This window comes from Enterobacter sp. UPMP2061, assembly GCF_053709615.1.
In genome coordinates this window covers 1-21,027 of the sequence record NZ_JBSKJP010000020.1, presented here as the reverse complement: position 1 = coordinate 21,027, position 21,027 = coordinate 1, and the positions used below count along the sequence as shown (strand labels likewise).

19 protein-coding genes and 1 riboswitch are annotated in these 21,027 nt (G+C 56.5%); of the genes, 7 read left to right on the top strand and 12 right to left on the bottom strand.

Features of this window, described 5'->3' with window-relative positions; translation table 11 throughout:
• Positions 1–29: 29 nt before the first annotated feature.
• The gene (gene rpoC / locus ACWKXX_RS22030; RefSeq protein WP_017384083.1) at positions 30–4,253 is read left to right on the top strand and encodes a DNA-directed RNA polymerase subunit beta'; all 4,224 of its coding nucleotides are present in this window, start codon (positions 30–32) and stop codon (positions 4,251–4,253) included.
• 115 nt (positions 4,254–4,368) lie between these two features.
• On the opposite strand, the gene ACWKXX_RS22025 is transcribed toward rpoC, so the two are convergent.
• The 10 genes from ACWKXX_RS22025 to ACWKXX_RS21980 form a co-directional block, all read right to left on the bottom strand.
• Positions 4,369–4,686: a PTS lactose/cellobiose transporter subunit IIA gene (locus ACWKXX_RS22025; protein WP_003862327.1), complete on the bottom strand. Its 318-nt coding sequence runs from the start codon at positions 4,684–4,686 to the stop codon at positions 4,369–4,371.
• Positions 4,686–4,994 carry a PTS sugar transporter subunit IIB gene (locus tag ACWKXX_RS22020; protein WP_010425948.1) on the bottom strand — a complete coding sequence of 103 codons (309 nt, stop codon included), beginning with the start codon at positions 4,992–4,994 and terminating at the stop codon, positions 4,686–4,688. Before ACWKXX_RS22020 ends, ACWKXX_RS22025 begins: the two co-directional genes overlap by 1 nt.
• 180 nt (positions 4,995–5,174) lie before the next feature.
• Positions 5,175–6,716: a sensor domain-containing diguanylate cyclase gene (locus ACWKXX_RS22015; protein WP_261665819.1), complete on the bottom strand. Its 1,542-nt coding sequence runs from the start codon at positions 6,714–6,716 to the stop codon at positions 5,175–5,177.
• 338 nt (positions 6,717–7,054) lie between these two features.
• A complete protein-coding gene (thiH, locus tag ACWKXX_RS22010) occupies positions 7,055–8,182 on the bottom strand; it encodes a 2-iminoacetate synthase ThiH (RefSeq protein ID WP_015569973.1) in 1,128 nt (375 codons plus the stop codon).
• Positions 8,182–8,949, bottom strand: a complete 768-nt coding sequence (gene thiG / locus ACWKXX_RS22005; protein ID WP_015569972.1) for a thiazole synthase — start codon at positions 8,947–8,949, stop codon at positions 8,182–8,184. Before thiG ends, thiH begins: the two co-directional genes overlap by 1 nt.
• Position 8,950: 1 nt before the next feature.
• Positions 8,951–9,151 (bottom strand): sulfur carrier protein ThiS, encoded by a 201-nt coding sequence (gene thiS / locus ACWKXX_RS22000; RefSeq protein ID WP_062939282.1) that lies wholly within the window; start codon positions 9,149–9,151, stop codon positions 8,951–8,953.
• Complete coding sequence (thiF, locus tag ACWKXX_RS21995) at positions 9,135–9,890, bottom strand: thiazole biosynthesis adenylyltransferase ThiF (RefSeq protein WP_023302918.1); 756 nt, start codon at positions 9,888–9,890, stop codon at positions 9,135–9,137. Before thiF ends, thiS begins: the two co-directional genes overlap by 17 nt.
• Positions 9,877–10,518: a thiamine phosphate synthase gene (thiE, locus tag ACWKXX_RS21990; protein WP_032672126.1), complete on the bottom strand. Its 642-nt coding sequence runs from the start codon at positions 10,516–10,518 to the stop codon at positions 9,877–9,879. The genes thiF and thiE overlap by 14 nt, the downstream gene beginning before the upstream one ends.
• Positions 10,518–12,413, bottom strand: a complete 1,896-nt coding sequence (gene thiC / locus ACWKXX_RS21985; RefSeq protein ID WP_017384078.1) for a phosphomethylpyrimidine synthase ThiC — start codon at positions 12,411–12,413, stop codon at positions 10,518–10,520. Before thiC ends, thiE begins: the two co-directional genes overlap by 1 nt.
• 79 nt (positions 12,414–12,492) lie before the next feature.
• Positions 12,493–12,602, bottom strand: a riboswitch (TPP riboswitch).
• Positions 12,603–12,656: 54 nt separating this feature from the next.
• Positions 12,657–13,154, bottom strand: coding sequence for an Rsd/AlgQ family anti-sigma factor (locus tag ACWKXX_RS21980; protein WP_017384077.1), 498 nt, complete (start codon positions 13,152–13,154; stop codon positions 12,657–12,659).
• Between the two features lie 95 nt (positions 13,155–13,249).
• Between ACWKXX_RS21980 and nudC the strand changes: the two genes are divergently transcribed.
• The 6 genes from nudC to ACWKXX_RS21950 all read left to right on the top strand — a co-directional run bounded on the left by nudC (position 13,250) and on the right by ACWKXX_RS21950 (position 17,602).
• On the top strand, positions 13,250–14,023 hold the full coding sequence (nudC, locus tag ACWKXX_RS21975) for an NAD(+) diphosphatase (RefSeq protein WP_032672123.1): 774 nt from the start codon (positions 13,250–13,252) through the stop codon (positions 14,021–14,023).
• A gap of 38 nt (positions 14,024–14,061) precedes the next feature.
• The gene (hemE, locus tag ACWKXX_RS21970; RefSeq protein ID WP_261665815.1) at positions 14,062–15,126 is read left to right on the top strand and encodes a uroporphyrinogen decarboxylase; all 1,065 of its coding nucleotides are present in this window, start codon (positions 14,062–14,064) and stop codon (positions 15,124–15,126) included.
• 9 nt (positions 15,127–15,135) lie between these two features.
• The gene (gene nfi / locus ACWKXX_RS21965) at positions 15,136–15,807 is read left to right on the top strand and encodes a deoxyribonuclease V (RefSeq protein WP_023302920.1); all 672 of its coding nucleotides are present in this window, start codon (positions 15,136–15,138) and stop codon (positions 15,805–15,807) included.
• 41 nt (positions 15,808–15,848) lie between these two features.
• Entirely contained in the window at positions 15,849–16,439 is a 591-nt protein-coding gene (locus ACWKXX_RS21960) for a YjaG family protein (RefSeq protein WP_003862310.1), read from the top strand.
• A gap of 186 nt (positions 16,440–16,625) precedes the next feature.
• Positions 16,626–16,898, top strand: a complete 273-nt coding sequence (gene hupA, locus ACWKXX_RS21955; RefSeq protein ID WP_002445246.1) for a nucleoid-associated protein HU-alpha — start codon at positions 16,626–16,628, stop codon at positions 16,896–16,898.
• Between the two features lie 11 nt (positions 16,899–16,909).
• Entirely contained in the window at positions 16,910–17,602 is a 693-nt protein-coding gene (locus ACWKXX_RS21950) for a DUF1481 domain-containing protein (protein ID WP_017384076.1), read from the top strand.
• Between the two features lie 47 nt (positions 17,603–17,649).
• On the opposite strand, the gene purD is transcribed toward ACWKXX_RS21950, so the two are convergent.
• A complete protein-coding gene (purD, locus tag ACWKXX_RS21945) occupies positions 17,650–18,942 on the bottom strand; it encodes a phosphoribosylamine--glycine ligase (protein WP_015569963.1) in 1,293 nt (430 codons plus the stop codon).
• Between the two features lie 15 nt (positions 18,943–18,957).
• Positions 18,958–20,547, bottom strand: coding sequence for a bifunctional phosphoribosylaminoimidazolecarboxamide formyltransferase/IMP cyclohydrolase (gene purH, locus ACWKXX_RS21940; RefSeq protein ID WP_023295751.1), 1,590 nt, complete (start codon positions 20,545–20,547; stop codon positions 18,958–18,960).
• Positions 20,548–21,027: the final 480 nt, after the last annotated feature.

Here is a 21,027-nt window from a genome sequence, read left to right as displayed (position 1 = left end):
AGTGTGCTAACTCCGACGGGAGCAAATCCGTGAAAGACTTATTAAAGTTTCTGAAAGCGCAAACTAAAACCGAAGAGTTTGATGCGATCAAAATTGCTCTGGCTTCGCCAGACATGATCCGTTCATGGTCTTTCGGTGAAGTTAAAAAGCCGGAAACCATTAACTACCGTACGTTCAAACCTGAGCGTGACGGCCTTTTCTGTGCGCGTATTTTCGGGCCAGTAAAAGATTACGAGTGCCTGTGCGGTAAGTACAAGCGCCTGAAACACCGTGGTGTGATCTGTGAGAAGTGCGGCGTTGAAGTGACCCAGACCAAAGTACGCCGTGAGCGTATGGGCCACATCGAGCTGGCGTCTCCGACCGCTCACATCTGGTTCCTGAAATCTCTGCCGTCCCGTATCGGTCTGCTGCTGGATATGCCGCTGCGCGATATCGAACGTGTTCTGTACTTCGAATCTTATGTGGTTATCGAAGGCGGGATGACCAATCTGGAACGTAACCAGATCCTGACCGAAGAACAGTATCTGGACGCGCTGGAAGAGTTCGGTGACGAATTCGACGCGAAGATGGGTGCGGAAGCTATCCAGGCCCTGCTGAAGAGCATGGATCTGGAGCAAGAGTGTGAAACTCTGCGCGAAGAGCTGAACGAAACCAACTCCGAAACCAAGCGTAAAAAGCTGACCAAGCGTATCAAACTGCTGGAAGCGTTCGTTCAGTCTGGTAACAAACCAGAGTGGATGATCCTGACCGTTCTGCCGGTTCTGCCGCCAGATCTGCGTCCGCTGGTTCCGCTGGATGGTGGTCGTTTCGCAACGTCGGATCTGAACGATCTGTACCGTCGCGTGATCAACCGTAACAACCGTCTGAAACGTCTGCTGGATCTGGCTGCGCCGGACATCATCGTACGCAACGAAAAACGTATGCTTCAGGAAGCAGTCGATGCCCTGTTGGATAACGGTCGTCGTGGTCGTGCGATCACCGGTTCTAACAAACGTCCTCTGAAATCTTTGGCCGACATGATCAAAGGTAAGCAGGGTCGTTTCCGTCAGAACCTGCTCGGTAAGCGTGTTGACTACTCCGGTCGTTCTGTAATCACCGTAGGTCCATACCTGCGTCTGCATCAGTGCGGTCTGCCGAAGAAAATGGCACTGGAGCTGTTCAAACCGTTCATCTACGGCAAGCTGGAACTGCGTGGCCTCGCCACCACCATCAAAGCCGCGAAGAAAATGGTTGAGCGTGAAGAAGCTGTCGTTTGGGATATCCTGGACGAAGTGATCCGCGAACACCCGGTACTGCTGAACCGTGCACCAACTCTGCACCGTCTGGGTATCCAGGCCTTTGAGCCAGTCCTGATCGAAGGTAAAGCGATCCAGCTGCACCCGCTGGTTTGTGCGGCCTATAACGCCGACTTCGATGGTGACCAGATGGCTGTTCACGTACCGCTGACGCTGGAAGCCCAGCTCGAAGCGCGTGCGCTGATGATGTCTACCAACAACATCCTGTCTCCAGCGAACGGTGAACCTATCATCGTTCCTTCTCAGGACGTTGTACTGGGTCTGTACTACATGACCCGTGACTGTGTTAACGCCAAAGGCGAAGGCATGGTGCTGACTGGCCCGAAAGAAGCTGAGCGTATTTATCGCGCTGGCCTGGCCTCTCTGCATGCGCGCGTTAAAGTGCGTATCACCGAATACGAAAAAGATGAAAACGGCGAGTTCGTTGCGCACACCAGCCTGAAAGACACGACCGTTGGCCGTGCCATTCTGTGGATGATCGTACCGAAAGGTCTGCCTTTCTCCATCGTCAACCAGGCGCTGGGCAAGAAAGCGATCTCCAAAATGCTGAACACCTGTTACCGCATTCTGGGTCTGAAGCCGACCGTTATCTTCGCTGACCAGACAATGTACACCGGCTTTGCTTATGCAGCGCGTTCAGGTGCATCTGTTGGTATCGATGACATGGTCATCCCAGAGAAGAAACACGAGATCATCTCTGAAGCGGAAGCTGAAGTTGCTGAGATCCAGGAGCAGTTCCAGTCTGGTCTGGTAACCGCAGGCGAACGTTACAACAAAGTTATCGATATCTGGGCTGCGGCGAACGATCGTGTATCTAAAGCGATGATGGATAACCTGCAAACCGAAACCGTGATTAACCGTGACGGCGTAGAAGAGCAGCAGGTCTCCTTCAACAGCATCTACATGATGGCCGACTCCGGTGCGCGTGGTTCTGCGGCACAGATTCGTCAGCTGGCAGGTATGCGTGGTCTGATGGCGAAGCCAGATGGCTCCATCATCGAAACGCCAATCACCGCGAACTTCCGTGAAGGTCTGAACGTACTCCAGTACTTCATCTCCACGCACGGTGCGCGTAAAGGTCTGGCGGATACCGCACTGAAAACGGCGAACTCCGGTTATCTGACGCGTCGTCTGGTTGACGTTGCGCAGGATCTGGTCGTCACCGAAGACGATTGTGGCACCCTCGAAGGTATCACCATGACCCCGGTTATCGAGGGTGGTGATGTTAAAGAGCCGCTGCGCGATCGCGTACTGGGTCGTGTGACCGCGGAAGACATTCTGAAGCCGGGCACCGCAGACATTCTGGTTCCACGCAACACCCTGCTGCACGAACAGTGGTGTGACCTGCTGGAAGCGAACTCTGTTGACTCCGTGAAAGTGCGTTCCGTTGTATCCTGTGACACCGACTTTGGTGTGTGTGCGCACTGCTACGGTCGTGACCTGGCGCGTGGCCACATCATCAACAAAGGTGAGGCTATCGGCGTTATCGCGGCACAGTCCATCGGTGAGCCGGGTACACAGCTGACGATGCGTACGTTCCACATCGGTGGTGCGGCATCTCGTGCGGCTGCTGAATCCAGCATCCAGGTGAAAAACAAAGGTAGCATCAAGCTCAGCAACGCGAAGTCGGTTGTGAACTCCAGCGGTAAACTGGTTATCACTTCCCGTAACACCGAGCTGAAGCTGATCGACGAATTCGGTCGTACCAAAGAGAGCTATAAAGTGCCTTACGGTGCGGTTATGGCGAAAGGTGATGGCGAGCAGGTTGCTGGCGGTGAAACCGTTGCAAACTGGGATCCACACACCATGCCGGTTATCACCGAAGTAAGTGGTTTCATCCGCTTCACTGACATGATCGACGGCCAGACCATTACTCGTCAGACCGACGAGCTGACCGGTCTGTCTTCTCTGGTGGTTCTGGATTCTGCTGAACGTACTACCGGCGGTAAAGATCTGCGTCCTGCACTGAAAATCGTTGATGCTCAGGGCAACGACGTTCTGATCCCTGGTACCGATATGCCTGCGCAGTACTTCCTGCCGGGTAAAGCGATTGTACAGCTGGAAGATGGCGTACAGATCAGCTCTGGTGACACCCTGGCGCGTATTCCTCAGGAATCCGGCGGTACCAAGGACATCACCGGTGGTCTGCCACGCGTTGCGGACCTGTTCGAAGCACGTCGTCCGAAAGAGCCTGCGATCCTGGCTGAAATCAGCGGTATCATCTCCTTCGGTAAAGAGACCAAAGGTAAGCGCCGCCTGGTTATTACGCCAGTAGATGGCAGCGAGCCGTACGAAGAGATGATTCCTAAGTGGCGTCAGCTCAACGTGTTCGAAGGTGAACGCGTAGAACGTGGTGACGTGGTTTCCGATGGTCCAGAAGCGCCGCACGACATCCTGCGTCTGCGTGGTGTGCATGCTGTTACCCGTTACATTGTTAACGAAGTACAGGACGTATACCGTCTGCAAGGCGTTAAGATTAACGATAAACACATTGAAGTTATCGTTCGTCAGATGCTGCGTAAAGCAACCATCGAAAACGCGGGCAGCTCCGACTTCCTGGAAGGCGAGCAGGTTGAATACTCACGCGTTAAGATCGCTAACCGCGATCTGGAAGCGAACGGCAAAATCGGTGCGACCTTCGCACGCGATCTGCTGGGTATCACCAAAGCGTCTCTGGCAACCGAGTCCTTCATCTCTGCTGCATCGTTCCAGGAAACCACTCGTGTCCTGACCGAAGCGGCTGTTGCAGGTAAACGTGATGAACTGCGCGGTCTGAAAGAGAACGTTATCGTGGGTCGTCTGATCCCGGCCGGTACCGGTTATGCGTACCACCAGGATCGTATGCGTCGTCGCGCAGCGGGCGAACTGCCAGCTGCACCGCAGGTGACTGCCGAAGATGCATCCGCGAGCCTTGCAGAACTGCTGAACGCAGGTCTGGGCGGTTCCGACAACGAGTAATCGTTGATGCCCGGTAGGTAAAATTACCGGGCATATGAATCACAGGTCGGGTAAGCGTAGCGCCACCCGACAATAAAAAACCCGCCTCGGCGGGTTTTTTTACATCTGTATGTCTTCAGTTCACTAACGGGATACGTCGATAAAGCTCAATCATATCGCCCGCCAGATCCTGAATAACCATCGCGTTCATCAGGTGATCCTGAGAGTGAACGGTGATCAGGTTAACCGGAAGTTTCCCGGTCCCTTCATCAAGACCGATAAGCTGCGTCTGGATCGTATGCGCATGTTTCACATATTCACGCGATTCTTCCATCGCTTTCTCGGCTTCATCAAAGTCGCCTTTTCGCGCCATCTGTAACGCCGTCAGGGCCGCGCTGCGCGCTGCGCCTGCGTTGACCAGCAGTTCCATAATCGTGGTTTCTAAGTCTTCCATTATGACTCCAGAAGTTTGAGCGCTTTTTCCAGTACGGCATCACCTTTCATCATGCCGTAATCCATCATGTCGATGACCGCAACCTTTTTTCCGAGCGGATCGGCCTGCGCCTGGAGTTTTGCCTGTTCGTATTTAACCTGTGGCCCCAGTAATACGATATCAGCCGTCGCGATGTTATCTTTAAACTCCGCGACCGGAACGGCTTTAATGGTTACTTCGACTCCTTTTTTCTGCGCGGCATCTTTCATACGTTGAACCAGCATGCTGGTTGACATTCCCGCTGCACAGCATAAAACGATGTTCTTCATAGTCAGCCTCGATCTACATGTGTTTATTGATAATTATCCCGTGCAGACCGCTTCAACAACCGCTTTACCGCGATTGTGTGTCAGGCATCACAAAGAAATCGGCATTTTTCTGAAACCGGTTACAATTTTACAGCGGAGAGCATTCTGCCCGTCAGATCGGGCAGAATTTGAGGAAGGGTATTATCGGCAGGCCGTGCTTACGATGCGGTTTTTACCCTGTTGTTTAGCGGTATACAGCGCTTCATCTACGCTACCGATAAATTGTTCCAGCGGTTCGAAGTGCCACTCTCCCATCCCGGCGCTGAAGGTCACTCGCAGGTTCTCTTCCCGCCAGGTCCGCTTTTCAACGGCGGTGCGCCAGGCTTCCAGTAGCGCGTGCGCGGAGTTCATCAGCTCGGCCGGGAATATCACGCCGAACTCTTCTCCACCGTAGCGGTAAACGGAAACGTGGTGCGGCTGCATGATCTGAATACCTTCCCGCGCCACGTTGCGCAGCACAATATCCCCGCTCAGGTGGCCCCAGGTGTCGTTAATGGATTTGAAGTTATCGATGTCGATCAGCGCCAGAACGAAGGGTTGATGAGCGGTCAGCAGCTCATCCACATCGTTATCGAACGCACGGCGATTTTTGCAGCCTGTCAGCGCATCATGGGTGGCCTGACGGACATAGGCCAGCTCGCGTTCTTTATTGGTTCGAATGGTATGGCTGAGCATCGCCTCAAGGCGTGGTGCCTGGTTGACGTCGCCGGTTTTGATGGCGTTGATAATGTTCATCAGCACAGAACGCGAGGCATGACGAAGGTAAAGCCCGAACAAAATGATGATGATTGCCGCCAGCGCAAATCCCCAGCCGACGACGGTGGTTTCATGCCGGGTGATGACGGTAAGCGTGGCATCGGAGACCCGATAAATCACAAACCAGTCCGGATTGGTGAAAGAGTAGTAGTAATACCAGGTTTTACTTTTGGGGTCGAAAAGATGGCCTTCGCCGCTGGTCATTTTGTCCATCAGCGCTTCGCTTACGTACTGCTTAAAGAGCGCCCCCGTGTCCGGATGCAGCACAACGGCGCCCTCACGCTCCACGACAAAAAACTCACCCTGAACCGGCGCCACCATCTGGCGCAGGGTATACCCCATGGACGTTAAATCAAGATGGAAAGCGAGCGTGCCCTTCAGACGGCCTTCCGGTGAAATGACCGGCTTATAGAGGGTGACAGTAGGATGTTGGGTGAAATAGTCCAGATAGGGGCGGGTGTAGTGAGGAAAGTTGCTGGCTTCCGCTTGCCCGACAAACCATGGGCGGGTTCTGGCGTCGAACGACTTACTTTTCTCCGTTGGCAGCACTTCCGGCGCGCGCAGATGGCGCCCTTCTGTGTCCGCCAGAGAGATAGACGACACCGTCGGCATCAGGTTCTGCAAATGCATCAACATCTGCAAACCGTGTGTCGGATCGATATTTATTGTCTGATTTACTCTGTCGTTACGGGCGAAGTACATCGCAGCGCGACCAAGAATATAGTCATTTTCTCGCAGGATGGATTCGGTATAGTTCACCGCCAGATTATGGGTGAAATTACCATTAATTTTATGATAATCCTCAAGAAAATCCTTTCTCTGTGAAAGGATGACCAGGATGGCGATCAGCGCGAAACTGAACAGGATCCCCGCGAAGCTGACCATAATTGGCCGGGTAAAAGAGAGCTTTTTACTGTGGAGTGCCATGAGTTGTACATCAATCCAGATGGTAGACGCGTTGCGTCTGTCGATACCCTCAGCATAGTCGCTGTCCGGTTGCTGGTAGTAAATTATACAGAAGGCGATTACCGACGAGATGATTTATCTTAAGCGTAGATAAGAAACGACGTATTTATTGTATCAATTGAATTTTGTTTAAGAGGCGGAGGGCAGGGCGAAACGAGGAAGAAGCATTTTCACCCTGGTCAGCGTCCGTTGCTGACGTGGTTAAGCATAAGAAAACCGGGCAGATCGCCTCAATCGCCCGGTTATGATCTTACGAGCCGCCTCGTAACCTTTTCGCATTTTTGCAGACAGTTTCAGCGCTAATGCGAGGCTCTTCCCAGCCAGCTATCCCAGTCTTTCCACACCGGCTGTAGCCCCTGTGCAGTCAGGGCTTCCGCCACCGCTTCGGGCCGTCGGCCGTCGTGCGGTGCAAACTGTTCCAGTTCCGGGTGATCGTCCGCGTAACCGCCCGGCTGCGTTTTGGAAAAGGCGCTGACGTTATTGATCGCCAGCGGGATCGCGCGATCGCGAAACGCGGGGGATTCACGCGTGGAGAGCGACAATTCCACTTCCGGCGCGAACAGGCGAAATGCACACAGGGTTTGCACCAGCTGGCGCTCATCCATCAGCGAGGCGGGTTCAACGCCTCCCGTACAGGGACGCAGCCGCGGGAAAGAGATGGAATAGCGGCTTTGCCAGTACTGCTGCTGTAGCCACAGCAGATGCTCCGCCACCATATAGCAGTCCACCCGCCAGCTGTCGGACAGACCGATAAGCGCGCCCAGCCCAATTTTATCGATACCGGCGCGCCCCAGCCTGTCCGGCGTTTCCAGCCGGAAGATGAAATCCTGCTTCTTCCCTTTCAGGTGATGCCGGGCATAGGTCGCCTCATGGTAGGTTTCCTGATAAACCATTACGCCGTCCAGCCCGAGGGTTTTCAGCTCCGCATATTCCTCCTGCGACAGAGGCTGCACTTCCATTTGCAACGAGGCAAATTCGCGGCGGATGGCTGGAAGATGCTGGCGAAAATAGTCCATCCCCACTTTGCCCTGATGTTCACCCGTCACCAGCAGGAGATGTTCAAAACCCATCTCACGAATAGCCGCACACTCGCGGGCGATCTCATGCTCATCCAGCGTTTTACGCTTAATACGGTTGCTCATGGAGAAACCACAGTAGGTGCAGTCGTTGGCGCACAGGTTAGAAAGATAGAGCGGCACGTAAAAGCTCACCGTGTTGCCAAAACGCTGGCGGGTGAGGCGTTGCGCGCGCTGGGCCATTGGTTCAAGGTACGCGCTGGCTGCCGGAGAAAGCAGGGCCATCAAATCCTCGCGCGTCAAATGTTTGGCTGTTAATGCCCGCTCTACGTCCGCAGAGGTTTTACTGTTGATGCGTAAGGCAATATCGTCCCAGTTAAGCTGACGCCAGCGATCGGTAAAGGTAGCCATCAGAGCGCCTCCAGAAAATCGGTCAGCGGGCTGGTGGCCTGCGCCTGAACACTGCGCGAGCCGGGGCCGGACTGCCGAGCCAGCAGACCGGACTCCACGGCAAGGCGGAACGCACGCGCCATCATCACCGGGTCGTCGGCCACCGCAATCGCGGTATTGACCAGCACCGCATCGGCCCCTATCTCCAGCGCCTGCGCGGCGTGACTGGGTACGCCGATGCCCGCATCCACCACCACGGGCACGGTCGCCTGCTCAATAATGATTTCCAGCATCGCGCGGGTCTCCAGCCCCTGGTTGGAGCCAATGGGGGCGCCCAGCGGCATTACGGCCGCGCAGCCGACCTCTTCCAGACGCTTACAGAGCACGGGGTCGGCACCACAGTAGGGCAGAACGGTGAATCCCTGCTGCACCAGCTTCTCTGCCGCTTTCAGGGTTTCGATCGGATCGGGCAACAGCCAGCGGGCGTCCGGATGAATTTCCAGCTTCAGCCAGCGGGTGCCGAGCGCTTCCCGCGCCAGTTGCGCAGCGAAAATTGCTTCCTCGGCCGTTTTCGCACCGGAGGTATTCGGTAAGAGCGTCACGCCTGCCTCCAGTAACGGCGCAAGTATGGCATCGTTGTGCTGACGCAGATCCACGCGCTTCATCGCCAGCGTCACCAGCTGGCTGCCACTTTCACGAATGGCATCCACCATCAGTTGCGGGGAGGCGAATTTTCCGGTTCCGGTAAACAGATGTGAATCAAAGACTTTGTCGGCAATACGTAACATCTCAGCCCCCTGCGATAACCTGAAACAGCAGGATCTGGTCGCCCTCATTGACCTGCTGATGATCCCACCGCTCGCGCGGCAGGATCTGTTGATTGAGCGCCAGCGCCGTTCCCGGCTTCAGCTGGCGCAGCATGTCGAGCAGGGCGGCAACGGTGAGATCGTCGTCGCACGTCATCGGCTCATCGTTAAACAGAATGCGCATTGCGGCCTCCGCATACCGGGCAGTGGCTGGCACGGTTTAACGCCAGATGACGCCAGCCGCTGGAGCGGGCGTCGAACAGCCGCAGCGTGTTGCGTTCTGTCTCCATGCCGCTGAGCAACTTGATGGCCTCCAGCGCCTGAAGAGTACCCATCACGCCCACCACCGGGCCCAGAATGCCTGCCGTGCGGCAGTTACGCTCCGGTTCAGCCTCGTCCGGCCACAGGCAGCGGTAGCAGCCCTGTGCCCACGGCGGCGTAAGCACCATTATTTGCCCACCGAAACCGACCGCGCTGGCGGTGATCAGCGGCGTGTTCTGCGCAACACAGGCCGCGTTGATGGCCTGACGTGTCGCCATATTGTCCGTACAGTCCAGCACCACGTCGGCAAGGGCCACTTCGCGTTGCAGATCTTCCCCGCTCAGCCGCGTCTGGAGTGCGACCAGTTCGATATCGGGGTTAAGCTGGTTCAGCCGCTGGCGCGTAACGTGCGCTTTAGGCTGGTTGATATCTTCTGTCGTAAAGAGAATTTGCCGTTGCAGATTGCTGAGATGTACCTCGTCGTCATCGGCCAGCACCAGCGTGCCCACGCCCGCGCCGGCCAGATACAGCGCGGCGGGGGTGCCTAATCCGCCCAGACCGACAATCAGTACCCGGCTGGCGAGCAGCTTTTGCTGCCCCTCGATGGCGATATCCTCCAGCAGGATCTGGCGGCTGTAACGCATAAAATCACGATCTTTCATCACCTGCTCCTGCCAGTTGTAAAAGCTGCGCGGTGGCGGCCTGCCAGTCTGCCGCCTGGGTGATAGCGCTGACGACGGCGATACTGCCGACGCCGGTCTCCAGCACCGCGGGCGCACGTTCAAGGCTGATCCCGCCGATGGCGACGGTGGGGTAATCGGCAAGGCGCTTAACGTGGGCCGCCAGCTGCGTCAAACCCTGTGGAGCGGACGGCATCTGTTTGGTTTGCGTCGGGAAAACGTGCCCGAGCGCGATATAAGAGGGGCGGGCCGCCAGCGCCACGTCGATCTCCATATCATCGTGGGTAGAAACGCCCAGCCGCAGACCGGCGTCACGGATCGCGTTGAGATCGGTCGTTTCCAGATCTTCCTGTCCCAGATGCACGCCGTACGCCTGGTGTTTAACCGCCAGCCGCCAGTAGTCGTTGATAAACAGGCGGGCGTGGTAGCGACGTCCCAGCGCGATAGCGGCGATCACGTCGGCCTCCACCTCTTCATCGCGTTTATCCTTGATGCGTAGCTGGAGGGTGCGAACGCCAGCTTCCAGCAGGCGGGCGATCCACTCCACGCTGTCCACCACCGGGTAAAGCCCTAAGCGGAAGGGCACGGAGGGGAAATCGGGCTGGTACATTACGCCTCCTCCTTTTTGAGGTAGATTTCGCCGCCTTTCGCGCGGAAGGTTTCCGACATGTCCGCCATGCCGACTTCAATGGTCTGCGCGGCGGCGTAATCGCGTACTTCCTGGCTGATCTTCATCGAGCAGAATTTAGGTCCGCACATGGAGCAGAAGTGCGCAACTTTGCCCGATTCCTGCGGCAGGGTTTCGTCGTGATAGGCGCGGGCGGTGAACGGATCGAGGGCCAGGTTAAACTGGTCTTCCCAGCGGAATTCAAAGCGTGCTTTGGACATGGCGTTGTCGCGAATTTGCGCGCCCGGATGGCCTTTCGCCAGATCCGCTGCGTGGGCGGCAATCTTGTAGGTGATCAGCCCCTGCTTCACGTCCTCTTTGTTTGGCAGCCCGAGGTGCTCTTTCGGCGTCACGTAGCAGAGCATGGCGCAGCCGAACCAGCCGATCATCGCCGCGCCAATGCCTGACGTGAAGTGGTCGTAGCCCGGCGCAATATCGGTGGTCAACGGCCCCAGGGTGTAGAACGGTGCTTCGTGGCAGTGCTCCAGCTCTTCGGTCATGTTGCGACGGATCATCTGCATCGGCACATGGCCCGGGCCTTCAATCATCACCTGCACGTCGTACTCCCAGGCGATTTTGGTCAGCTCGCCCAGCGTGTGCAGCTCGGCAAACTGCGCCTCGTCGTTAGCATCGCGGATGGAGCCAGGACGCAGGCCGTCGCCCAGCGACAGGGAGACGTCGTACGCGGCGCAGATCTCGCAGATTTCGCGGAAGTGCTCGTAGAGGAAGTTTTCCTGATGATGGGAAAGGCACCATTTCGCCATAATCGAACCGCCGCGTGAGACGATACCGGTCAGACGTTTCGCCGTCATCGGCACGTAGCGCAGCAGCACGCCCGCGTGGATGGTGAAGTAGTCCACACCCTGTTCCGCCTGCTCCAGCAGCGTGTCGCGGAACGCTTCCCAGGTGAGGTTTTCGGCGATGCCGTTGACCTTCTCCAGCGCCTGATAAATCGGGACGGTACCGATCGGCACCGGGCTGTTACGCAGGATCCACTCGCGGGTTTCATGAATATAACGGCCTGTGGAAAGATCCATCACCGTGTCCGCGCCCCAGCGCGTCGACCAGACCAGCTTTTCCACCTCTTCTTCGATGGATGACGTCACCGCTGAGTTGCCGATATTGGCGTTGACCTTCACCAGGAAGTTGCGGCCGATAATCATCGGCTCGGATTCCGGGTGGTTGATGTTGGCAGGGATAATGGCGCGCCCGGCGGCCACTTCGTCACGCACAAATTCCGGCGTGATGTTTTCCGGCAGGCGAGCGCCAAACCCTTCACCCGGATGCTGGTGGCGCAGCACTTCGCTGCGGATGCGCTCGCGGCCCATGTTTTCGCGGATGGCGATGAACTCCATCTCCGGCGTGACGATCCCCTGGCGCGCGTAGTGCAGCTGGGTCACGCATTTACCCGCTCTGGCGCGTTTCGGCGTCAGCAGGCCGGTAAAGCGCAGCTCGTCCAGACCGTCGTCGGCCAGGCGCGCGTTGGTATACGCCGAGCTGCGCACGCTCAGTTCTTCGCAGTCGTTACGGGCGTCAATCCACGGCTGGCGCAGTTTTGCCAGACCCTGCTGTACGTTGATAGCAACAGAAGGGTCGCCGTACGGGCCGGAGGTGTCATACACCGGCACGGCTTCGTTGTCTTCAAACTGCGGGTTTTCTTTGCTGCCGCCGATAAGCGTCGGGCTGAGCTGGATTTCGCGCATCGGCACGCGGATATCAGCCTGTGAACCGGTGATGTAGATGCGCGTTGAGTTCGGGAAAGCGGTGCCTTCCAGGGTGTCGATGAAGCGTTGTGCGTGTTCGCGCTGTTCGCGGCGGGTCAGTTTTGTTGTAGACATAGCTCATTCCAGATGTGAAGGACATGGCTTGTCAGACGACGGATGAAGCAAGAGAAGATCGCCTCAGGGGCGATACAACAGCAGTGTGACTCTTGTTCCCTTCGCAGGTATTAACCTGATCAGGTTCCGCGGATCCCGAATTAACGGTCTCAGCCCGTGCTTTCACACTGGGCACTCCGACAAGAAAAATCCCCCTCGTGAGAGGGGCGAATGGTTGTAAATTACTCGTTAACGATTAAGAACTCAAGCAGGGCGCGCAACGTTATCGCTGGTGCTGATATTCAGGTTGTTGTCCAGCACGAGGGCGATGAGCTTGTCTTCCAGCGTGAATCGCTCTTCCAGCGCTTCGCCAAGGTCGGAAAGCGCCTGCTGAAACTCAAGATAGTTATCGTGATCGATAGCGTTCTCTAGCGTGGAATCGTAGTAGTCCATGATCTGCTGGGTGTTGGCTTCCAGCAGCGGACAGAGTTTGCTGGCCGCTAAATACGGCGTTGTCCCTTCCATTTCGCGGATAATGCGTTCATAAAGGTTGAAATGGCCGTCGGAAAGGTAGTCGACCAGGCTCTGACAGAAGTCGTCCAGCGCTTTTTCATTCAGCCGCATAAAGGATTCTTTGCCAGGCTTAAGACCAACCAGATTGTAATACGCCACGAGTAGATGCTTGCGCACATGTAGCCAGCGATCCACCAGGGTGTTACTTCCTCCAACGCGCTCAGTCAGGCTTTCCAGCTGGTTTAACATGGTCGACTCCATAAGGTTTAGAATGGGATCTGCTTATCCAAAATGTAACCATAATGCTAACAACATGTCAGTGAAGCGAAGGTAGTGCAATAGATATGGATCGTATTATTGAAAAATCAGATCTGGGTTGGTGGATCGTCAGTCGCGAACAAAAATTATGGCTGCCCGGTGGGGAGATACCCTACGGTGCGGCAGACATCTTCGATCTCGTCGGCCAACCGGCGCTGCGGATCGGCGAGTGGCAGGGCGATCCGGTATGGTTGATCCAACAGGCTCGTCGTCAGGATATGGGATCCGTTCGTCAGGTGTTGGATCGGGATGTCGGCCTGTTCCAGCTGGCGGGGCGCGGCGTGCAGCTGGCGGAGTTTTACCGCTCGCACAAATACTGCGGCTACTGCGGCCACACCATGCACCCGAGCAAAACCGAGTGGGCAATGCTCTGCGGCCACTGCCGTGAACGCTACTACCCGCAAATCGCACCGTGCATCATTGTCGCCATCCGCCGTGATGATTCCATCCTGCTGGCGCAGCATACCCGCCATCGCAACGGCATTCACACCGTCCTCGCCGGGTTCGTGGAAGTCGGCGAAACGCTGGAACAGGCGGTGGCGCGCGAGGTGATGGAGGAGAGCGGCATTAAGGTGAAAAACCTGCGCTATGTGACGTCGCAGCCGTGGCCGTTCCCGATGTCCCTGATGACCGCGTTTATGGCGGAATACGACAGCGGCGAGATTGTTATCGATCAGAAAGAGCTGCTGGAGGCGAACTGGTATCGCTACGACGATTTACCGCTGCTGCCCCCGCCGGGAACGGTGGCGCGTCGCCTGATAGAAGATACCGTGGCAATGTGTCGGGCCGAGTATGAGTAGTGTTACACTGACGGACTGACGCAATAAGGAACTGCAAAATGACCGAACTGAAGAACGATCGTTATCTGCGTGCGCTGCTGCGCCAGCCCGTTGATGTCACCCCGGTGTGGATGATGCGCCAGGCGGGACGCTATCTGCCAGAGTACAAAGCCACGCGCGCGCAGGCAGGCGATTTTATGTCGCTGTGCAAAAACGCCGAGCTGGCCTGTGAAGTGACGCTCCAGCCGCTGCGCCGCTTCCCGCTCGATGCCGCCATTCTTTTTTCGGACATTCTCACCATTCCGGATGCGATGGGCCTTGGGCTCTATTTCGAAACCGGAGAAGGCCCGCGTTTTACCTCTCCGATCAAAAGCAAAGCCGACGTTGATAAGCTGCCGATCCCCGATCCTGAAGGCGAGCTGGGCTATGTGATGAACGCCGTGCGCACCATTCGCCGCGAACTGAAAGGCGACGTGCCGCTGATTGGCTTCTCCGGTAGTCCGTGGACGCTGGCCACCTACATGGTGGAAGGCGGCAGCAGCAAAGCCTTTACCGTCATCAAAAAGATGATGTACGCCGAGCCGCTGGCCCTGCATGCCCTGCTCGACAAGCTGGCGAAGAGCGTCACGCTCTATCTCAACGCGCAGATTAAAGCGGGCGCGCAGTCGGTGATGATTTTCGACACCTGGGGCGGCGTGCTGACCGGACGTGATTATCAGCAGTTCTCCCTGTACTACATGCACAAAATTGTCGATGGCCTGCTGCGTGAAAACGAAGGCCGTCGCGTGCCGGTGACGCTGTTTACCAAAGGCGGCGGTCAGTGGCTGGAAGCGATGGCGGCCACCGGCTGCGACGCGCTGGGCCTCGACTGGACCACCGATATTGCCGATGCGCGCCGTCGCGTGGGGGACAAAGTGGCGCTCCAGGGCAACATGGACCCGTCCATGCTCTATGCGGAGCCTGCCCGTATCGAAGAAGAAGTGTCGACTATACTGTCTGGTTTCGGCCAGGGCGAAGGCCACGTCTTCAACCTCGGTCACGGTATTCATCAGGATGTACCGCCAGAACACGCTGGCGTATTTGTGGAGGCGGTGCATCGGCTTTCTGCCCAGTATCATAAGTAAGGAGTGGTTATGGATCTCGCGTCGCTACGCGCTCAGCAAATCGAACTGGCTTCATCAGTGATCCGCGAGGATCGTCTGGATACGGACCCTCCGCGGTACATTGGCGGGGCGGACGTCGGATTTGAGCAGGGCGGTGAAGTGACGCGAGCGGCGATGGTGGTGCTGAAATACCCTTCGCTGGAGCTGGTGGAGTACAAGGTGGCGCGTATCGCCACTACCATGCCCTATATCCCCGGCTTTCTCTCCTTCCGCGAATATCCCGCGCTGCTGGCCGCGTGGGAGCAACTCTCGCGAAAACCCGATCTGCTGTTTGTTGATGGGCATGGTATCTCCCATCCGCGTCGCTTAGGCGTCGCCAGCCACTTTGGTCTGCTGGTGGACGTGCCGACCATCGGCGTGGCGAAAAAACGCCTGTGCGGCGCGTTTGAGCCGCTCTCTGCCGAACCGGGCGCACTGGCGCCGCTTATCCATAAAGGCGAGCAGCTGGCGTGGGTCTGGCGCAGTAAAGCGCGCTGCAACCCGTTGTTTATCGCCACCGGGCATCGGGTCAGCATGGATAGCGCCCTGGCGTGGGTGCAACGCTGTATGAAGGGCTACCGTTTACCGGAGCCAACCCGCTGGGCCGACGCCGTGGCCTCTTCACGTCCGGCATTCATTCGTTGGCAGGAAATTCAGCCGTGATTCAGGTAAACTGCGGCTAATTTTCGATTCGAGACATCATCATGTTACAAAACCCGATTCATCTGCGCCTTGAGAAGCTGGAAAGCTGGCAGCACGTGACGTTTATGGCTTGCCTGTGCGAGCGCATGTATCCCAACTATGCCGCGTTCTGCAAGCAGACGGCGTTTGGCGAAGGCCAGATTTATCGTCGTATCCTGGATTTAATCTGGGAGACGCTGACGGTCAAAGATGCGAAGGTAAATTTTGACTCTCAGCTCGAAAAGCTGGAAGAGGCTATTCCGGCTGCGGATGATTTCGACCTGTATGGCGTCTACCCGGCCATTGATGCCTGTGTGGCGTTGAGCGAGCTGATCCACTCCCGTCTGAGCGGTGAAACCCTGGAACACGCCATTGAAGTCAGTAAGGCATCCATTACCACCGTTGCGATGCTGGAAATGACCCAGGAAGGCCGTGAAATGACCGACGAGGAGCTGCGTGCTAACCCGGCGGTTGAACAGGAATGGGATATTCAGTGGGAAATTTTCCGTCTGCTGGCGGAGTGTGAAGAACGTGATATTGAGCTGATCAAAGGGCTTCGCGCGGACCTTCGCGAGGCCGGTGAGAGCAATATTGGTATAATTTTTAACCAATGAGACAACAAAACGTGATTTAACGCCTGTTTTGTCACTCCTCGACTCTTCCCTTTCGCCCCCCGTCTGGTCTACATTTGGGGGGCGAAAAAAAGTGGCTATCGGTGCGTGTATGCAGGAGAGTGCTTTTTTGGCATTTTCGTCGCACTCGATGCTTAGCAAGCGATAAACACATTGAAAGGATAACTTATGAACAAGACTCAACTGATTGATGTAATTGCGGACAAGGCTGATCTGTCTAAAGTGCAGGCTAAAGCTGCTCTGGAATCTACCCTGGCTGCTATTACTGAGTCTCTGAAAGAAGGCGATGCTGTACAACTGGTTGGTTTCGGTACCTTCAAAGTGAACCACCGCGCTGAGCGTACTGGCCGCAACCCGCAGACCGGTAAAGAAATCAAAATCGCCGCAGCTAACGTGCCGGCATTTGTTTCTGGTAAAGCACTGAAAGACGCAGTTAAGTAAGACGCGTGGCAGTGAACAGTTTTAACGAAGGGGCGGCAACGCCCCTTTTGTCATTCTGGCGTGGAACGCTCGCGCTGGCAGGCGTACTGTTGCTGTCTGCCTGTAGCCATGATTCCTCACTCCCCCCGTTTACCGCCAGCGGCTACGCTGACAACCAGGGTGCGGTCAGGATCTGGCGCAAAGATTCCAGCGATGAAGTCCATATGCTCACCGCATTCAGCCCGTGGCATAACGGCAACACCTCGACCGCAGAATACCGCTGGCAGGGCGATGCGCTGTCGCTCATTGAACTGAATATCTACAGTAAGACTCCCGAACACGTGAAGGTGCGTTTCGACGACCACGGCGAGCTGAGCTTTATGCAGCATGAGGTCAGTGGACTGAAACAGCAGCTTTCCAGCGATCAGGTCGCTCTCTACCGCTACCGTGCTGAACAACTCCGCCAGACCAGCGATGCGCTGCGTCAGGGCCGCGTGGTGCTGCGCCAGGGGCGCTGGCATGCCGACGGCACGGTGACCACCTGCGAAGGGCAGACGGTGAAGCCTGAGCTTGAATCCTGGGCAACCGAACACATTCAGCGTCGTCAGCGGCATTCATCTGTGGAGGTGAGTGTGGCATGGCTGGAAGCGCCGGAAGGCTCTCAGCTGTTGCTGGTGGCGAATGAAGATTTCTGCACCTGGCAGCCGACGGAAAAGAGTTTTTGATTTAAGTCCCCTCTCCCTTGAGGGAGAGGGTTAGGGTGAGGGGGAAATTACTCTCCCTGCTCCCGCGCAATGGCACGATAGCCGATATCCTGGCGGCTGAAGCTGCCATTCCAGTGAATATCCGCCATCAGCGCATAGGCGCGCTTCTGCGCCTCTGCCACGGTCTGGCCCAGCGCGGTCGCACACAGCACGCGACCGCCGTTGGTGAGCACGCGGTCGTCGTCAGAGAGCTTTGTACCGGCGTGGAACACCTTCGCACCGTCAATCTCTTCCAGCGGCAGGCCGTGGATCTCATCTCCGGTGTTGTAGCTACCCGGATAGCCACCCGCAGCAATCACCACACCTAAAGAGGCACGCTCGTCCCACTCGGAAGTTTTCTCGTCCAGCTTGCCTTCGCACGCCGCCAGACACAGATCAACCAGATCGGACTTCATGCGCAGCATGATCGGCTGGGTTTCCGGATCGCCGAAGCGGCAGTTGAATTCAATCACCTTCGGGTTACCCTGCTTGTCGATCATCAGGCCTGCGTAAAGGAAACCGGTGTAGGTATTGCCTTCCGCAGCCATCCCCTTCACGGTTGGCCAGATGATGCGGTCCATGGTGCGCTGGTGTACTTCGTCAGTGACCACCGGAGCAGGGGAGTAAGCCCCCATCCCGCCGGTGTTTGGCCCCGTGTCGGCATTGCCTACGCGCTTGTGATCCTGGCTGGTCGCCATCGGCAGAACGTGCTCGCCGTCAACCATCACGATAAAGCTCGCTTCTTCGCCGTCGAGGAACTCTTCAATCACGATGCGGTGGCCCGCGTCGCCAAAGGCGTTACCCGCCAGCATATCCTGCACGGCGGCTTCCGCTTCTTCGAGGGTCATCGCCACGATAACGCCTTTCCCGGCAGCCAGGCCGTCGGCTTTGATCACAATCGGCGCGCCTTTTTCACGCAGGTAAGCCAGAGCAGGCTCTACCTCGGTGAAGTTCTGATATTCCGCCGTCGGGATGTTATGACGCGCGAGAAAATCTTTGGTGAAGGCTTTTGAGCCTTCCAGCTGCGCAGCCCCTTCCGTTGGGCCGAAAATTTTCAGGCCCGCGGCGCGGAAGGCATCTACAACGCCGATCACCAGCGGTGCTTCCGGGCCAACAATCGTCAGATCGATATTCTCGTTTTGGGCAAAGCTCAGCAGCGCCGGGATGTCGGTTACGCCGATGGCGACGTTCTGTAGCGCGGGCTCCAGCGCGGTCCCGGCGTTACCCGGTGCCACAAAGACGGTTTCAACCTGCGGAGACTGCGCTGCTTTCCACGCCAGGGCGTGCTCGCGCCCGCCGTTACCAATCACTAATACTTTCATTTTCTGCTCCGGGAATTAATGGCGGAAGTGGCGCATGTCGGTGAAGATCATTGCGATGCCATGCTCGTCGGCAGCGGCAATCACTTCGTCATCACGGATTGAACCGCCAGGCTGGATCACACAGGTGATGCCCACAGCAGCGGCCGCATCGATACCGTCGCGGAACGGGAAGAAGGCGTCAGAGGCCATGGCGGAACCTTTGACTTCCAGACCTTCGTCACCTGCTTTAATACCCGCGATTTTCGCAGAGTAAACGCGGCTCATCTGGCCTGCGCCTATTCCGATGGTCATGTTCTCTTTGGCGTAGACGATGGCGTTGGATTTCACGAACTTCGCCACTTTCCAGCAGAACAGCGCGTCACGCAGTTCCTGCTCGGTTGGCTGACGTTTGGTGACGACACGCAGATCGGCTTCGCCCACCATACCCAGATCGCGGTCCTGAACCAGCAGCCCGCCGTTCACGCGCTTGAAGTCCAGGCCTGGAACGCGCTCTGCCCACTGGCCGCAAACCAGTACGCGCACGTTCTGTTTCGCCGCGGTGATTTTCAGCGCCTCTTCGGATGCTGATGGCGCGATGATCACTTCGACAAACTGACGGGAGATGATGGCCTGCGCGGTTTCCGCATCCAGCTCGCGGTTGAAGGCGATAATGCCGCCGAACGCGGAGGTCGGGTCGGTTTTGTAGGCGCGATCGTAAGCTTCCAGAATAGACGCACTTACCGCAACGCCGCATGGGTTGGCGTGCTTGACGATAACGCAGGCTGGCTCGCTGAACTCTTTCACGCATTCCAGCGCGGCGTCGGTATCGGCAATGTTGTTATAGGAGAGCGCTTTGCCCTGAACCTGCTGGGCAGTCGCTACAGAGGCTTCTTTTACCTCTTCTTCTATATAGAAGGCAGCCTGCTGGTGGCTGTTCTCACCGTAACGCATATCCTGCTTCTTAATGAAGTTCAGGTTCAGGGTGCGCGGGAAGCGGCCAGATGGATCTTTGCTTTCACCGTGGTAGGCAGGTACCAGGCTACCGAAATAGTTGGCGATCATGCTGTCGTAGGCGGCGGTATGCTCGAAGGCTTTGATGGCGAGATCGAAACGCGTTTCAAGCGTCAGGGACCCTTCGTTGGCATCCATCTCATTAATAATGGCGTTGTAGTCACTGCTCTTTACCACGATGGCCACATCTTTATGGTTCTTGGCTGCGGAGCGCACCATGGTCGGGCCGCCGATGTCGATATTCTCAACAGCGTCTTCCAGAGAACAGCCTTCGCGGGCAACGGTCTGGGCGAACGGGTAGAGGTTAACAACCACCATGTCGATGGGGGCAATATTGTGCTGCTCCATAATGCCGTCGTCCTGACCGCGACGGCCCAGAATACCGCCGTGCACTTTCGGGTGCAGGGTTTTGACGCGTCCATCCATCATTTCCGGGAAACCGGTGTAATCGGACACTTCGGTTACCGGCAGACCTTTATCTGCTAACAGGCGAGCGGTACCGCCTGTAGAAAGCAGCTCCACACCGCGTGCGGAAAGTGCCTGAGCGAATTCGACGATACCGGCTTTATCAGAAACACTGAGCAGAGCGCGGCGGACTGGACGACGTTGTTGCATGGTAAATCCCCTGGATTTCACGATTACAGAGAGCGTTAGATGAATTTTCCTGTGAAAAACTCATCTAACACACCTGACGAGGCATCCTTGTGAAGCGCGAGCATTTTAACGAAAACGTTTGCGCAACGCTCGCACATTTTTACTTTTTCGTATCATTGTGGATAAGTCTGTGCGTAAAAAGGTATAAGGCGGGGTTTTGCTGTGGAATGCAGCAGTCAGTCATTTTTCTGTCATTTAGCGGTTGCGGCCTGCGGAGAACTCCCTATAATGCGCCTCCATCGACACGGAACATGTGAATCACTTCACAAACAACCGGGTCGGTTGAAGAGAAAAAATCCTGAAATAACGGGTTGACTCTGAAAGAGGAAAGCGTAATATACGCCACCTCGCGGCAGAGCGCTGAAGCGCGTCGCAACTGCTCTTTAACAATTTATCAGACAATCTGTGTGGGCACTCAAAGTGACATGGATTCTTAATGTC